The 15,547-nt window shown below is 43.8% G+C and carries 14 protein-coding genes; 9 read left to right on the forward strand and 5 right to left on the reverse strand.

The genetic code is table 11. The features are described from left to right. The first annotated feature begins 7 nt into the window (after positions 1–7). Together HNR50_RS00195 and HNR50_RS00200 are read left to right on the forward strand one after the other, a co-directional pair. Positions 8–937 carry a hypothetical protein gene (locus HNR50_RS00195; RefSeq protein ID WP_184742210.1) on the forward strand — a complete coding sequence of 310 codons (930 nt, stop codon included), beginning with the start codon at positions 8–10 and terminating at the stop codon, positions 935–937. A gap of 7 nt (positions 938–944) precedes the next feature. Further along, the gene (locus HNR50_RS00200) at positions 945–2,060 is read left to right on the forward strand and encodes an ion transporter (RefSeq protein ID WP_184742212.1); all 1,116 of its coding nucleotides are present in this window, start codon (positions 945–947) and stop codon (positions 2,058–2,060) included. Here the strand turns inward: HNR50_RS00200 and HNR50_RS00205 are convergent. Further along, a complete protein-coding gene (locus HNR50_RS00205) occupies positions 2,049–3,287 on the reverse strand; it encodes an HD domain-containing protein (RefSeq protein ID WP_184742214.1) in 1,239 nt (412 codons plus the stop codon). The two genes, HNR50_RS00200 and HNR50_RS00205, sit on opposite strands and share 12 nt — an antisense overlap. A gap of 100 nt (positions 3,288–3,387) precedes the next feature. On the opposite strand from HNR50_RS00205, the gene HNR50_RS00210 reads away from it, so the two are divergent. Further along, complete coding sequence (locus tag HNR50_RS00210; RefSeq protein WP_184742216.1) at positions 3,388–4,095, forward strand: hypothetical protein; 708 nt, start codon at positions 3,388–3,390, stop codon at positions 4,093–4,095. A gap of 49 nt (positions 4,096–4,144) precedes the next feature. Here the strand turns inward: HNR50_RS00210 and HNR50_RS00215 are convergent, their stop codons facing one another. The 3 genes from HNR50_RS00215 to HNR50_RS00225 all read right to left on the reverse strand — a co-directional run bounded on the left by HNR50_RS00215 (position 4,145) and on the right by HNR50_RS00225 (position 5,660). Beyond that, positions 4,145–4,687 (reverse strand): ATP-binding protein, encoded by a 543-nt coding sequence (locus tag HNR50_RS00215; RefSeq protein ID WP_184742218.1) that lies wholly within the window; start codon positions 4,685–4,687, stop codon positions 4,145–4,147. 11 nt (positions 4,688–4,698) lie between these two features. Next, positions 4,699–5,040 carry an anti-sigma factor antagonist gene (locus HNR50_RS00220; protein ID WP_184742220.1) on the reverse strand — a complete coding sequence of 114 codons (342 nt, stop codon included), beginning with the start codon at positions 5,038–5,040 and terminating at the stop codon, positions 4,699–4,701. Between the two features lie 101 nt (positions 5,041–5,141). Then, positions 5,142–5,660, reverse strand: a complete 519-nt coding sequence (locus HNR50_RS00225; RefSeq protein ID WP_184742222.1) for an ATP-binding protein — start codon at positions 5,658–5,660, stop codon at positions 5,142–5,144. A 38-nt stretch (positions 5,661–5,698) separates the two neighbouring features. On the opposite strand from HNR50_RS00225, the gene HNR50_RS00230 reads away from it, so the two are divergent. Genes HNR50_RS00230 through HNR50_RS00240 form a run of 3 tightly spaced genes read left to right on the forward strand, consistent with a single transcriptional unit; the run spans position 5,699 to position 10,572 of the window. After that, on the forward strand, positions 5,699–8,647 hold the full coding sequence (locus HNR50_RS00230) for a hypothetical protein (RefSeq protein ID WP_184742224.1): 2,949 nt from the start codon (positions 5,699–5,701) through the stop codon (positions 8,645–8,647). Continuing rightward, entirely contained in the window at positions 8,648–9,280 is a 633-nt protein-coding gene (locus tag HNR50_RS00235) for an SET domain-containing protein-lysine N-methyltransferase (RefSeq protein WP_184742226.1), read from the forward strand. Beyond that, on the forward strand, positions 9,277–10,572 hold the full coding sequence (locus HNR50_RS00240) for an inosine/guanosine kinase (protein ID WP_184742228.1): 1,296 nt from the start codon (positions 9,277–9,279) through the stop codon (positions 10,570–10,572). Before HNR50_RS00235 ends, HNR50_RS00240 begins: the two co-directional genes overlap by 4 nt. Here HNR50_RS00240 and HNR50_RS00245 read toward each other — a convergent pair. Beyond that, positions 10,569–11,588 (reverse strand): M42 family metallopeptidase, encoded by a 1,020-nt coding sequence (locus HNR50_RS00245; protein WP_184742230.1) that lies wholly within the window; start codon positions 11,586–11,588, stop codon positions 10,569–10,571. The genes HNR50_RS00240 and HNR50_RS00245 overlap by 4 nt on opposite strands. Before the next feature lie 121 nt (positions 11,589–11,709). On the opposite strand from HNR50_RS00245, the gene HNR50_RS00250 reads away from it, so the two are divergent. Genes HNR50_RS00250 through HNR50_RS00260 form a run of 3 tightly spaced genes read left to right on the forward strand, consistent with a single transcriptional unit; the run spans position 11,710 to position 15,547 of the window. Beyond that, positions 11,710–13,368 carry an adenylate/guanylate cyclase domain-containing protein gene (locus HNR50_RS00250; protein ID WP_184742232.1) on the forward strand — a complete coding sequence of 553 codons (1,659 nt, stop codon included), beginning with the start codon at positions 11,710–11,712 and terminating at the stop codon, positions 13,366–13,368. A 29-nt stretch (positions 13,369–13,397) separates the two neighbouring features. After that, a complete protein-coding gene (locus tag HNR50_RS00255) occupies positions 13,398–14,606 on the forward strand; it encodes a hypothetical protein (protein WP_184742234.1) in 1,209 nt (402 codons plus the stop codon). Next, a complete protein-coding gene (locus HNR50_RS00260; protein WP_184742236.1) occupies positions 14,600–15,547 on the forward strand; it encodes a hypothetical protein in 948 nt (315 codons plus the stop codon). Before HNR50_RS00255 ends, HNR50_RS00260 begins: the two co-directional genes overlap by 7 nt.

Here is a 15,547-nt window from a genome sequence, read left to right on the forward strand (position 1 = left end):
ACCGAATATGATAACTGAACAGGAAAAAGCAAAACAATTTATTCTTAAGCTTCTGGCTAATCCGACTCTATCCGATCTTTCTGAATTGCAAAAGGAAGAGCAGATTCTGCAATTCCTTCACATTAACGGAAACAAACTCTATCCCACATTGAGTTCTCCTGCTTTTTTCCCCGGCAGGAACCTTATGGATATAAGCAATATCCTCTATACTGCTCTTTTTGATATAACTGACTCTTTATTGATCCCTGAATTACGAACCATAATCTATGAAAAAATAAATTATTCTTTCTTTGCTTTTCTGGGTGCCAAAGCGCTTAATGAAGAGGGAATCCGCTTTCAGATTTTTAAATTTCTGGAAAAGAATATCAAAAAACCCGTTATCAGAAGGAACCTGACAGGGCCTCATCGAGCTATAACAACGGCACTTCCGGTAAAATACCTCGTGCCGGCTTTCGAAAGAAGAAAATATATCCTTTTTGAATTAACTAAAGTTCAGCGGCTGAGAATGGCCCAGTCAGAAATTCAGAATTTTATTTATCTCACCATGCTTCTCCGTCCGGCAATTCATCTGATGGAAGCGCCCGGAAGAATGGGTGCCAATAAAAGCAATTCCGGAATGGTTCAGACCCATTACGTTCAGAAAGTTATCGAAGAGTTGAAAAAAGAGCTGACTCTTATTCCCGAAGAAGTCATCTGCAGCGGAATAAACAGCAACCTCTCCTTTCAGGATAATAATTCACTGGAAGCTACGGCGCGTATGGCCTCCTTATTCGCATCAATGGGTACCAATTACAGACCGGCAATGAAGATCGACCGCGGAGCTGTTTCCGCTGACAGCAGCTGGTTCAATATCGCAAGGAAAAATTACCGCTTCAACGGATTCGATAAGGATATGCTGAGCGAGTTGTATAACATTTCAGTGGAAAACGGGTGGTAGAAGGATTATGAAAGCGTTCAAGAAATTTCTGGAAAACCTGGTCATGATCGCCATCACACTGGTCATTCTTTTCACTTTTGTCGAAGATCTGGCCGCTTATCTCATGTGGGACTGGAACATACGGAAAATCCTGCTTTTTACAGGATTCGGTTTCGACCTTTTCTTTACTCTCGAATTTCTTATCAGGTACACCGCTTCCATAGCAAAAGGGGATACCGTTGAATATCTGGTGCACCGGAGAGGGTGGGTCGATTTCATCGCCTCTGTTCCTCTTCTGCTGTTTAATTCCGGTCCATCGGTTTATTTTCTCCTTTCCGGAGCGGCTTTTGCCGGCGGCGCAGGTGTCCTCAATATTCTGAAGGTTGTCAAGGCCGTGCGGGTAGCCCGCATACTGAGGATGCTGAGAGTCTTGAAAATATTCCGAAGCATAAAATCTGTCGACTCCCTGATGACCCAGCGGCATATGACCAGAATCATTTCAACCGTAGTCGTTTCGATTATCGCTGTAATGTTCTTCGGTTCTCTTCTTTTTTCCGAAGGTCTGATATCCTCCCCCGCAGTGGAAGCCAGGAATGATATCAGGGATAGAGTCGTTGATCAGATAGATTCTTCCATCCAGGAGGGAAATAGTCTTTCTCAGATTCTCAACACCAGAAATGACATTCTTCTGGTGAAAAGCGAAGGGAAGTCGGTATTCTCACGCTTTACGGACAAACAGTATGATGTGAATTTCGGTCCCGGTGATTATCAGTATGTATACAGGAATAAAACCGAAGTCTTTTTCGATCTCCGGTATAGCAATGCCGAAGAGGCTCTGCCGGGTATGCTGCTTCTGCTGACCATAGTCTTTACCGTTGTTATCCTTATGTTGTTTTACAGTCCCCATTTTGCCATGACAATTTCGGATCCAGTCTTTGTAATGCTGAAAGGCATGAGGGAAAAGAATTACAATCTTGAAGTCGATATCCCGGGCAGATACAGAAATGATGACATTTTCCGCCTTTCAGCGGAGTATAACGACCGGTTCCTCACTCTCAAAGCCAGGGGTGATGAAGAGGATAGTGAAGGGGACAGTGTTCTGAAAATGGAAGATCTCGGCGATCTTTCAGACTTACTCGGCTGATAATCCGTTCAGATCTATATTTTTTTCTCTCAGTTTATGCGCCGTCTCCTCTTTTACAATCAAACGGATCCGTCGCAGGGCTTCTGTAAACCCATCGACTACGGGCCGGGTGAAAACCGTTTCCGACTTGAAAGGGAGTTCGAAGGATATGCGTGAGGGAACATCTATCAGAACATCATACTTTCCCGGGTCGATGCCGGTTTCATTTTTTATTCTATAATTCAGCTCGCTCTCATAATTCGATTTGTAGTCGGCATCGGTCAGCTTGTTATGCAGCTGCGAATCATTATTGAAACAAACATCCTCTATCACTTTGTACTTCCAGGGAAACTCGGCTTTATCTACCAGATGGAGCGCTTCTTCTTTGCTTTCGGAACAGAATTTGTGAAAATCGTGATCATTCATTCTGTAAAGCTGTTCTTTTTCCAGATAACCGTATTTTAAAGCTTCGTAAATTGCTTTGCGAATCAATGCTGTGGATATGCGCACGGACTTGTGCCAGTAAACAGATTTATACATAAGGTATTTTGAGAAGAGAACGTTTTCCAGCGCTGAGGTTCCTTTTCGGCTGATGGCTATGCCTTCTCTGGTTGGATAGATCTGAGAAATCACAAAATCAATATCCTGCGTTCCATAAGGCACACCGCAGAAATAGGCATCTCTATTCAGATAATCCAGCTTGTCGGGATCAACGGGAGAGGAAAGGAGATTTCTGAAAAAGAGGATTTCGCTGCTTCCTTTCCAATCGCTTTTCTTATCGATAATCGCTGCTGTCATATCCGGGTCGGTCAGAGCCGAGTCTTTGATTATTTTCCTGATCGATCCATTTCGGATAATCTCTCCCGACAACACTTCGTGATCCTTTAAGGGAAAATCCTGGAGCGTGTGGGCGTGGGGAAAATGTCCGATATCATGGAGCAGTGCCGCGCTGAGAAATGCTTTAACACCATCAAGTGTAATAGGGGGACAGTATGGTGAAATAATGATTGCCCGCACCATCTGTCTCGCCAGATAAAAAACCCCGATGCTGTGGCTGAGCCTTGTATGAATAGCTCCGGGATACACATGGCTTGCCGGACCAAGCTGCCTTAATCCGTCAAGAAATCTGAAATCTTTATGGTTGATGATGTCCCGGTGGCCTTTCGTCATATAGATATGTTTCCAGAGGGGATCGCGGACCGGAACGGAAAATTGCTCTTCCAGGTAGCTGATAATTTCTGCTTTCATATTTTTTTTCCTTAAAATCAATAATATAAGCCTTGCTGCCTTTTTACCACCCTGCATTTCTTGACTGCTTCAGGAGGGGAGGACATAATATCAACTGTTTATGAAAGCAGAAATAATTTTACTAGTTCTTATACCAACTCTTTTTATTTTTTCCTGCAACGGTAAATCCGAAAGCAGACCCGAAAAAAACAATGAAGACACCAAAGTTAATCTTACAGTCAACCGGGAGGGGCAGAATCCTCTTCCTGCCATTCCGCTTCCCGGTGTCGCTCAACCGGAAGAGGAAGTCTTGCAGCCTGAGACTGTTGACAATAGTGAAATTCTTCAACAGGAGAATAACTCTTTTCTCAGTGGACGGACGGAGCTTCTAGCTTTACCTTTTCTTGAACCTGTATCTCCGAAAGGTTTTATCCTCGGAGAGCTTTATAACAACTTTCTCAGTATCGATAATGTTCGGGAGATCATAGCCCAATGCGATACTTTTCTTTCATCGTTACAAAATAATAATTTCAACGACCGGACGATCGTCGATGCCAGAAAAGAGGAGATAAAAAGCTACTGGGAGTACTATTTAAAAGATAAAATAGCAATTGAATCAGTATTGTATGGTGTGCCGGTGGCCGTCGGCAGAGAATATGAAGTCCCCTTTATGATAAAGCCTGACAATAAAGCAGGACGGATTTACCTTAGTCCTGAGGGACAAAGCTGGAAAATCAGCGGACTGGAAATAGATCTGCGTGATAAAAAGCAAAGCGACGATATGGAGAAATGGGCGCCGACAATTAATCCTATGCCTATGGGGTTTTAAAAGAATAAAAAAAGGCGGCCCGAAAGCCGCCTTAACTCCTTTTTTTTCACTATTCGCCGATAGTGATACCCTTTTGTTTTTTGGGATATGTTTTACCGACGGCCACACAATTGGCCTTTTCAGTGAACACGACACCTTCATTCCAGAATTCCAGAGCGGCGAACATAGCGTTTCCGCCATCGTGATAATCGCTTTCCTCTGTTGTGTAGGCAACATAGTCAGCCAGTTTTTCAAAATCGTTGTTTTTCAGACATTCCTGTCGTTTGGCATTGAAGTCGTTCCATTCATCAATTTTGGTGAATCCTTTCCCTTCATCTTCCACGATCAACCGTGTTTCTTCCTGGGAAAAATAATACCAGACTTTAATCTTTTTATCCGGATCGCTCTTATTGCCGTGCTTTACGGCATTTTTGATAAGCTCGCTTATCTGTTGCTCGAGCAGGTTGAGTTCCTTGATTTCAGGCGGGGCTTTCTGAACGATCAGTAGTGTAAAATAACGGATCTGACGGAAGTCGCTGGGAAATTCCTTGAAGAACATCTGATCTGTATTGAATAGTGGATGATTGTCATCTTTCAGAATCATTTTTGACATAAATATACCTCTTATACCTTCTTCAGTAATTCCAGTGCATCCTGGACCGTTCCCGCCAGAGGGAGATAGCCGGTCAGCTTAGTCAGTTCAATAACTTTTTTTACAGAACCGCGGATGTTGCTGATATAGAGATGAAGATTGCTTTTCTTTAAAGTTGAACAGATAAAAATAAGAGCACCGATACCACTGGAATCGATATATTCCACATTGTTCAGGTTGATAATGAATTTATTAACCTTTTTATCAAGCATTTTGATTACGAGATCTTTTAATTTGTAAGAGTTATACAAATCCATCTCTCCATTTACATCAATGATATAAATGTCATTGCTCTTCATGATTTTTAATTCCAAATTGATATCCTCATAAATCTGAATTTCTAAAGGCCTTTAAATTCGGCCGGTATGAACCTGTTGTTTTTTAATGCGATTTTAGCATTGTATAAAAGTCACAGTCAAGAAAGTTTTGTTTTAAGCTTTACGAGAGTTCCCTCTATTACCTGTGAATCATAAGGAAGAACCCTGTCTGACTGATCGAAAAAATAGAGCTCAAAACTGTCAAAAATCTTTTTGGCGTTAAATAAACCCGTTCCGAACCGTTTGTAATTGTATTTTTCCCTGTAAATCTGAAATTTTTTGCCGTTAATATCAATAGCGGAAACAGGATCATCGAGATTGTACGGTAGATCATTCGTATCGAATCCCTTTCCTTTATCGCGGATTGTGATAACAAGATCGTCATTTTCCACGGAGAAACGCAAGCGGACCGGCTGGTCGACGTTTTTCTCTCTGTGGGCGCATATGGAATTGTTGACCAGTTCGGAAATAGAGTGAAAAAAAAGGTCTTTTTCGATTTTTAATCCGGGAATTATCATTTCCCCGATATTTTCGAGAATGGAGCTGAGATCGGAACGGCTGTTGATGTTGAAATTAATGTGTTTGTATTCTTTTCCTCTGAATTGGATCATCCGCATGGACTTATCTTAATCAGTGTACAGGGAGATTGCAATCGATGTTTTATCTGCATGTGGAAATAATTAATTACAAGCAGTTGAAAATTATCATTCCCGATAAAATCGAACCTCTTGAAAAAAAAATCGGACAGATTATTTCAGCTTCCGGTGGAGAACCGCATCCTTCCGTTCAGGGGCTGTTCAGTTTTCATTCCACTTTCCGGGAAACCTCTCTCGCTCTTATCAGCGCGGCGTTCCAGATTTATAAAAATCTTGCCGCTCTTGCGGATAAGCTGTACGGTTTTTCTCTGATTCTTTCCGACTCCAACTGGTCCGATGAAGAAGTCGAAAGCCGCATACGGAATTATATTTACAGAATTCCCTTACAGGATAGCATCTGGCTTCTGGAAGACAGGAAGAGAAATCTGGAAACGCATATCGTCACTGAAAGCGCCAGAGGTCTGACAAAGATAGTTGAACAGAAGGAAGAGCTTCCCGGTACGGTTGAAAGAATGAGGCATTTCTGCCGCCGAGATGCCCATATCGACAGCATTGTTGAAACCGTTGAAGAGCTGGGAAACCCACTCGGAGAAAGGGCTCTGGTATATCTCAATGGAAACAGGTTTAACGGCGTTGATTATAATCTTGATGCCGTTCTGGAGAAACTTTGCCCCGAAGATAATGTCCCTCTTATATTCTTAAATAACTGCAGCAGTGAAAATCCTCTGGATCCCTTTGTCTGGAGTATAAATAAAGAAATCGAAGATAAAGTCTCTCCCTATCTGGATAATGGCGAGTTGGATCTCTGGCGGTCCTTATCCTCGGCTATGGATCTGTTCAGGAATTCATGGAACGCTGAACAATGCAGTGATTTTATAGAAAAAGATTTCTTTACACTTTATTCTCTTTATCTGAAAGCTTATATCAAGATTAGAAAAGATAATAATCTGCTTCCGCTGATTATCTGTAAAAATGTCGATAAATGGAAATCAGACAGCCTTAAGCTCCTTGTCGATCTCTTCCAGACTCTGATCTCGCGGGAAGGATTGATTCCCCTCTGTACCGGTGATGATATTGACTGGTCTGATCGGATGAAGCAGGGAAAAGTGAAAACTATCCACTTCAAGCCTTATTCCGTCGAGGAATTGAGGAAGAGAATTGCAAATGCTTTTCCGGATCTGACTATTGAAGAACGGGAGCTCTATTCCCTTTACAAAAACAGCGATGCCCTTGCTATTCCCATGTTTCACAGCCTTCTTTCCCGTCTGGAATCCGGTCGCTTTTTTGAAAATCACCATTCCCTCAAAGGTGTTCTCGAAGGATTCGATGAGTTGACGCTGACACTGCTTTATCTCATACAGATTGCCGGCGGACTGATCAGGAAGGAAGATTATTCTGATTTTTTTGAGAGCAGAGGCTACAGTGAGTCACGAATCAGTGAGAGGTTTGAACATCTCTATCTCTTCTCACTGATCGAAGGATCGCAATATCCCCGTCCGGTTTTCAAAGATCTCAACAGCCATGTCGAATCCGCATTGCCGGTGCAGAAAAAAGATCTTGTCAATAGTTTCACCAATTATCTTTTTTCTCTTTGGGAAAAGGGAACACATATAAATATCGAGAACCTTTTCCGGGTCATGATTTCTTATGGGCAGGTGGGTAAAAGTCTGCAGATTTATCAGGTCATTCTGGACAGATTTCTGAACAACAAGCAATTCAAGCTTGCCGATCATTATCTCTCAATGATTTTTTTCGATCTTAAAAAACTGTCGGTCGGAGAAAAAGATGCCTTGAAAAACATAATTTTCGCAGGACGAATGAGATCGGCGCTTTTGAAAGAAGACTACCGTGAAGTGCAAAACATAATCAGCGAAAGCGAGATAATCAAAGTCCACAAAAAATCAACCTATTCCTCTCATACATCTCTTCAGCATTCCCTGTATATGAACAGCATGGGAGATTACAGCCGGGGACTTAATCTGGCAAAAGAAGCGTTGTTTGAGTTTCAGCAGTCCGGTGACAATGCGGGTGAGGCGAAAGCCAATATTGAATTGGCCACGGCTTTGCTCGGACAGGGGAAAATCCGGACATCCCAGGATTATTTTGAAATTTCCAGAAGGGCCAGTTTTCAATCGAAAGACCTTCTCTGTCAGATTAGAAGTTCCTTTTTTAAATCCCTCTCGGACTTTATTTTCGGCAATATTCCGATGGCTCTTCGTGGCGTAAACGATATTCTTCCCGTGGCAGAGCGCGCGGGGCGTAGAGAGTGGCAGTTGATGCTTATACATCTGAAAGGCCGGATTCTGTTCGATCTGGGAAGATATCGCGATTGCGAGGATATTTACAAAGAAGCCTATGAGATGGCAGTCTATTACGGAATGGATAGGGCCGCATCTCTTTTGAGGCGCTGGAACGCCCGCTCCCTGATTTACAACGAAAGATACCGTGATGGGATTGATATTCTGAAGGAAATGGAATACACCGATGAATCGCTCTTCTTCCTTGCTGAAGCGGCGTATTTCGGTAGAAGAGAAGATAAAGCCCTGGAATATCTCAATAATGCCGGTATGAAATACCGCCGGATCGATTTTATTCCAAGCGAAACTCCTCTCTGGAAGGATGGTTTTTCATCTGTAGAAGGTTACTCTCTTTCCCGGGATAGCGAGAGTGATGTCCTGATGAACCAGATCCAGGCTTTCCGCTACTATCTGACCGGTCTGAACGGTGATTTAAATAATGCGATGGCCGGATTCAGTGAACTTACGGGACGCTATAGTAATCAGGGAGCAAACCACTACTATCATAAATACTTCTTCCTTTATTCCGATATCCTCCCGGATTCTGTCAGCGATGAAGAAAACCGGTTGAAAATCCTCTCCAATTCTGTAAAACTTCTCCAATCCAGAGCCGGACGCTTTGATGACCAGAAAATGAAACACTCATTTCTGAATTACAACGTCTGGAACAAGAGAATAACCGAAGAATCAGTGAAGAGGAATTTTATCTAAATGTCGTCGGAGATTATTGCCGGTAAAGAGGATATCCGGCTTTTTTTTAAAGAGAGAAACATAACTTACCTGAAGCGGTGCCGTATCGAGTGGAAACCGCTTCTTGAAAAGAAGCTCCATAAAAGTCCTTATTATCTTGAGAACAGAGAAGAATTTATCGATCTTGATAATCGTTACGGCGTTCAGATCGACCGTTCGGAAATGGCTCCCGTCTATATTAAAAAGATCAACGATAAAGTCGGATACGGATTATTCGCAGCGGATAATTTGAAAAAAGATGATTTCATCGGCGAGTATACGGGAGTTGTCAGGGAAACCATTGAACTGACGGAAGCCTTTGAAGATGGCTCGTGGGAAACGGATTTTTCCTGGGATTACCCCGATGAAGTCGGTGATGCCGCACTTGAAATCAATGGTCGCCTGGAAGGAAATGAACTCCGCTATGTCAATCATGGTAAGGAATGCAATCTCGATGTGGAGCACACCCTGCACGATGGTTTGTGGGTTATCTTTTTTATCGCCAACAGGGATATAGCCAAAGACGAACAACTCCTGGTTTCATATGGGGAAGAATACTGGAACGGAGGTTTCAGGAAGCTGGACGAACTGAATATCAGGGAGGATGGAAAATGAAATTTCCCGGCAGGAGAAAAACAAAACATTATTTCCCCGTAGGCAGTCATGGTAGAATTCCGCTGGATCAGACGCTCGAAAAGAACAATGAGAGCTATATTACCGGGATTGAACAGCTTCTGATCGACATAGAAGTGAATGTCAGCGATGAATTTCTGAAAGAGTTCGGTATTTCCAAAGGACAGTCGATGGTTCTTGACGACCGGATGGTGGCTTCCATTCTAACCAGACTTGAGGAAGAGCAGATCGTGGCTGAGTTTGCCGGGGGAACCATCGGAAATACCCTCCATAATTACTCAGTTCTGACCGATGACAGATCCGTCCTTCTGGGAACAATCAGCGAAACCATGAGAGTGGGGGATTACGCTTTCAATTATGTCTGCAATACTTCCAGCCACGTGAGCCTCTCCTATCTTCAGCCTGTTGATGGAGATTTGGCAAAAGCCATTTGTTTTGTTACACCTGACAAGGAAAGGACATTCTGCATCAGCAAGGGAATCATGAACGAACTGGATCCCTCATACGTCAACGAAGAGGTTATAAAGGGAAGTTCCGCACTTCTTATTACAGCGTATCTGCTACGGGATGAAAATGCTCCCATATTCCACTCAACGATGAAAGCTGTCTCCATTGCGAGGGAGTACAACGTTCCGGTTGTTCTGACCATGGGAACGAGTTCCCTTATTCAAGAAAAACATGATTTTCTTGTGGAGTTTATAAAAAATTATGTCAATGTCGCTGCCATGAATGATGAAGAAGCCAAAGCCCTTTCCGGAACGGATGATCCTCTTCTGGCTGGAACAAAAATCCTGGAGATGACGGATCTTGTACTCCTTACAGTCGGTTCTCAGGGCTTGTATATGTGCGGATATGTGGATAGAGAGGCTGCCAGGGAGACGAAAGACCAGATTCACAGCAAATCCATAGCCGAATACAATAAATTCGAATACAGCCGGTCCATGAAGAGGCAGGACTGCAAGGATCCCGTGAAAATATACACCCATATCAATCCTTACATGGGAGGCCCCGGAGCCATTACCAATACGAACGGCGCCGGAGATGCCGCTCTGGCAGCTGTTCTTCACGATATAGCAGCAAATGCTTTCCACAGAAAGCTGCAGCCTTCATCGCCGAAGCACTCGGCTCCTTTCCTGACCTATTCATCCATACATCAGATCAGCAAATATGCCAACAGAGTCAGTTTTGAAGTGCTGAGTCAGAATTCTCCCCGTCTCTCGAGAGGTCTTCCCGATAGAGAGGAGAATCTGAAGGATGCGTACTGGGATCTTTAGGAAACGGCAATATAGGCTTTTATCAAGCTGAACGTTGCCTCCAGTCCTTCTCTGTGAACTCTTTCGTATCCGTGGGAGGCTGATACGCCCGGACCGATCAGGCCGTGCCTGAGGTTGGCCCCCGCATAGAGCGCCGCGCTGGCGTCGGAAGAGTAGTAGGGGTATATGGCCACTGCATAGTTGAGTTTCAGCTGCTCAGCGAGTCTGACAAGCGCTGTGGTTACATCATTATTATAGGGGCCGCTTGAATCTTTGGCGCAAATGGACACTTTAAACTCATCGGTTTCCAGATCATCCCCTACAGCACCCATATCGATCGCCAGAATTTCCACAGCATCGTCGGGTAGAGCTGCCGCGCTTCCATGGCCTGTCTCTTCGAAATTGGAGAAAAACAGATAGACTTTCCGTTTCAGCTTCGAAGAGCTTAGCTCTTCTGCCAGATTGAGAAGCAGAGCGGCGCCGGCTTTGTCATCAAGGTGACGGCTTTTAATAAAACCCGAATCTGTTTCAACAGCATTGGCATCAATACTGATAAAATCGCCGGGAGCTATGCCAAGAGAATGAACAGCATCAGAATCGAAAACCTTTTCGTCTATTACGACTTCCAGGTTCGTATCATCCCTTTTTTCATCGCCCAGTTTATTGTTGACATGTACCGCCGGTTCTACAGCCTGAAAAGTCCCGCTGAAAACTTTACCAGTAAGTCGGCTGTGGATCGAACAATTGACTCCGGTAAGATTTGATTCGGGGTAGCCGCCGATTCTGGATATTCGCAGCCTTCCGTTGTTTTTCACTGATCGGACCATGGCTCCGAGAGTGTCGATGTGGGCGGAAAGAATTATCGGTTCTCCTTCTCCGCCGAGTTCTGCGATCAGAGAACCCTTTACTGTGCGTTTACAGGCAACGCCGGCTTCAGCCAGCCTCTTCCCGATATATTTTGCAGCCTCTTCGGTGTAACCCGTAGGACTGGGAATCCTGCATAAGTTCAATGTGTCGGTCATTATTTTGTTAATCATATTTTTACCTGCCTGAGCGATTTTTCTTATGTTAAACAATATATTATAATAAGAGTATTGGTAATAGAAACTTGCGGTTTATAGGTTGTGCTGCCGATAAAAGAAGGGAAAAGGGACCTCAATGAGAATCAGAACTAAAATAATCTCCATAGTTCTCCCGTTGATCATAGTCACTCTGACCCTCGCCGGGTTCAGTGCCTACTTCGCTTCGACTTCGGGAATTTCCGAGATCGCCCGGAATTTTCTGGGTTTTAAAGCGGAAGAACTGGAGAAATATACGGAAAACCAGTGGAAACTCCTGGTTGATAACAATTTTACAGATCGCTCGGATATGGTCGCCGCTACTAAAGCCGGTGTTGAAGCTTTCGCCTACAGCATAATCCGCAGCAACACGGAGCTTATTGCCGCTTTCGACAAGGAAGGAGTGATTCAGATGCAGACCGGTGAGCTTGACCTTTCACCGGCTGAATTGCGTCAGATCCGCATTCTTATTTCCGATCAGTCCACTGAAATGAAAGAGATCTCTTTAGGCGGGATTGAAAGGGTCGGAAAGGGTTTCTGGTTCGAACCCTTCGGATGGTATGTCTTTCTCACAGAGGAGAGAGATACATTTTATTCATCGGTAAACAGGATCACCACACAGACCATATACATCATCGCCATCGGTGTTGTTGTCGCTGTAGTCATGCTGGCATGGCTTGCCAACTACTTAACCCGTCCGCTGAACGATGTTGTAAAAACCATGAGGGAAATCATTGCAGATAATGACTTGTCCCGCCGTGTTCAGGTCGAGTTTAATGATGAGACCGGGGAACTGGCCCATACATTCAATATCATGTCTGAAGAGCTGGAGGGAGCCTATTCCAAGATAAAGGAATTCGCCATGGATGCTGTCATCGCCCGTAAGAAAGAGCGTAAAATCCGGAACATGTTTGAGAAATATGTTCCCCAGGATCTCATTGACAGCCTTTTCGCTAACCCCGAGTCGATGCTGGTCGGAAACAACAGATATCTTTCCATATTATTTTCCGATATCAGATCCTTTACGACTATCTCCGAAAGGCTCGCCCCCGATGATCTGGTTAATTCTCTCAACCGCTATTTCGATATTATGGTCGATATTATCATGGATAAGAACGGCATTGTCGATAAATACATCGGCGACGCCATCATGGCTTTTTTCGGAGCTCCTGTCGCCTATGAGAACGATACCGTCAATTCAGTCTATGCCGCGCTGGAAATGGTCGATGGAATAAAACGGTTTAACGATCAGCAGATCAAACTGGGTAAACCGGAATTTAAAACGGGAATAGGCGTCAATTACGGTGAAGTGACCGTGGGTAACATCGGTACGGAAAAGAAAATGGACTATACCGTTATCGGTGACGCCGTAAACCTGGCTTCCAGACTCGAAGGATTAACCAAGGAATACGGTCAGGATCTCATCATTTCGGAAGCTCTATACGGTGAGGTGGACGGGAAAATTCCCTGCCGATTTCTCGATACGGTAGCCGTAAAAGGAAAAACAAAAGGCGTTAAAATCTATTCAGCCAAAAGGGATCTTAACGATAAAGAAAAAAAAGCCTGGGACATCCACGCTACGGGTATGGATTTTTATCTCAACCGCAAATTCAAAGAAGGCATAGCCTGTTTCGATCGTGTTCAGGAAATCCTGCCGGGAGACAAAGTTTCTCTTATGATAGCTGAACGCTGTAATGAATATATCAAAACGCCGCCCCCGGAAAACTGGGACGGCGTTAAAGTGATGAAAACCAAGTGAGGTGGTATATTGTTTTCAGGAGCCAGCCTGTGAAAAGGACAGCAATTTTTCTCATTATGACTATGCTTGCCGTTTTTTCCATGCCTCTCTTCGCGGAGCAGGCCGCTTTGGTTCTCGAAAATATCAATATAAGCGATGAAGCCCTTCTTGAGAAAACCAGAGCTCAGGTTAAAGATAAGCTGACCGAAGAACTGGAACGGCAGAATCTTCTCTACTGGGATGAGTCATATGTCGCGTCGGCCATCTCTGCGGGAAACATCACTCCCGATCAGTATTCAAGTGGTGAAACAGTTTTGCAACTGGGCCAGAGAGCTGATGTACCGGTCGTTCTGATCGTTTCGATAAACGAAAAAGAATCTCTGCTTGAAATTGTTATAACAGCCTGGGATGTAGCCGGTAAAAAGACCATTGCTACAGAGAGAAGTGTCAGCAAATCGGAAGTCACCCAATACATCATGATTAACTCTTCCATCACCCGTATCGTGAGCAAATTGACCGGCGAATATGGAGTTGAGATTGTCCGGGAAGAACCGAAGGTCAGGAAGATAACCTTTCTTTCCAATCAGGAGGGTATGGAGATTTATCTGCCCGACGGCGAACTACTCGGCGAAATCGTTCACTCCGTATTAAATATTACAGATCGGGAATACGAGATCGGAACCAGGTTACTCGTAGTTAAAAAGCTAGACGGTTACAGAACGGGTGAACAGTATATATATCTGGACAAGGAGAAATCGGCGGTTCCTCTTGCCGATCTCATCAAGGCTCAGAATCTGGCGCTGGAATTCAACTGGACCTACACGCAATTGATGGGAGCCGGAACCGGGATCAGGTTTTATCCCATTCCCGACTGGATGTATGTCAGTTTTGACAGCTATTTCTATCTGCAGAAAGATTTTTCCAGCGACTCCGGACTGGAGATGACTCATAACGATATGAGGCTTCTGGCGGGAGTTTACCTGGGCTTCGGTCCCGATAGCATTTTCCGGGTCAGCGCTTCACTGGGCTTCGGTGTCATTATGTCCTATCCGCTAAACAGCAATGATTTTTATTTTGATACTTATATAAATGCGGCCAATATTGCTCTGGAATTGAATTTTGATGAATGGAGTTTTTATTTGAGGCCTGAGCTCAGGTTTTTCCTGGGAATCGGGGAGAGTTCGCTAAATGATGGCGGAATCGCTTTGTCGGAATGGAATGTTCCCCTGATAACGGTGGGGGTATTGAGAAAATGGTAAAGCGTCTGATTCTTGCGATAATTATCCCGGTCTTTTTCTCTTCCTGTGCTTTTTTCGGGTCTTCGGCATTTCCCGCGGCGACTTCGATGGATTTGGGATGGTTTAGAAGTTTTGATGATATAAACAGCTTTTATATTCTTGATAACGGAGTGGATGAACCTCTATTAGTCATTACAGGCAACAATCTTGATCCCAATGGAAACAGAAGAATCCTTATTTTCGATACGGCTTTGAATATAAGACAATATATCACTCCCTTTCAGGAAAATGATAACAACCCTATTTATCTTTCCGACGGGCTTGGATATGTCGATCATGACGGCAATTATGTCATCGGCAATATTGTACTCTCGAGTCAGGGGACTATTGATGAAACCACAACCTATAAATCCTATCCTTTCCCTTCCAGCGAAAGTTTTACCATTTTTCCCTATACGGATAGTTCTGATCAGAAGTTTTATATAAGAATTGAGTCTCTGAGCGGATTGGGATATACGGAAGTCTATGATGAAACATGGAACTGGGTCTCAACCAGTGCCAACGGCTTTGGAACAAATGAAGTCTTTGTCATTCCACAGTCAGATTTCAGCTCCGGTGATGTGAACATAGTCTTGAATTACAGTGATGTCTATTCATTTTCAATTAAGGAACTGTACGAAAACGGAATGAATAATCAGTCTCTAAATCTGACAACTCCCGTTTTTAATGCGACAAATCCCGAATACTCTCAATGGGCCACACGCTGTGACAGGGGAATTTTCCTTTCAGATACCGGATCAGGCGATATAGTTCTTCTGGACTCCTCCGGCGTGGAAATCGAAAGAAGCCATCCCAACCATAGTTACGGAAAAATTGTAACCATTGATTACGATAGCGACTATTATTACAAGATTGTCGAAGACGGCGATAGTTATATCATGAAGGAGAGAGTCCCTTTCTAG

It is taken from the genome of Spirochaeta isovalerica (genome assembly GCF_014207565.1).
Taxonomy (GTDB): Bacteria; Spirochaetota; Spirochaetia; order DSM-2461; family DSM-2461; genus Spirochaeta_F; species Spirochaeta_F isovalerica.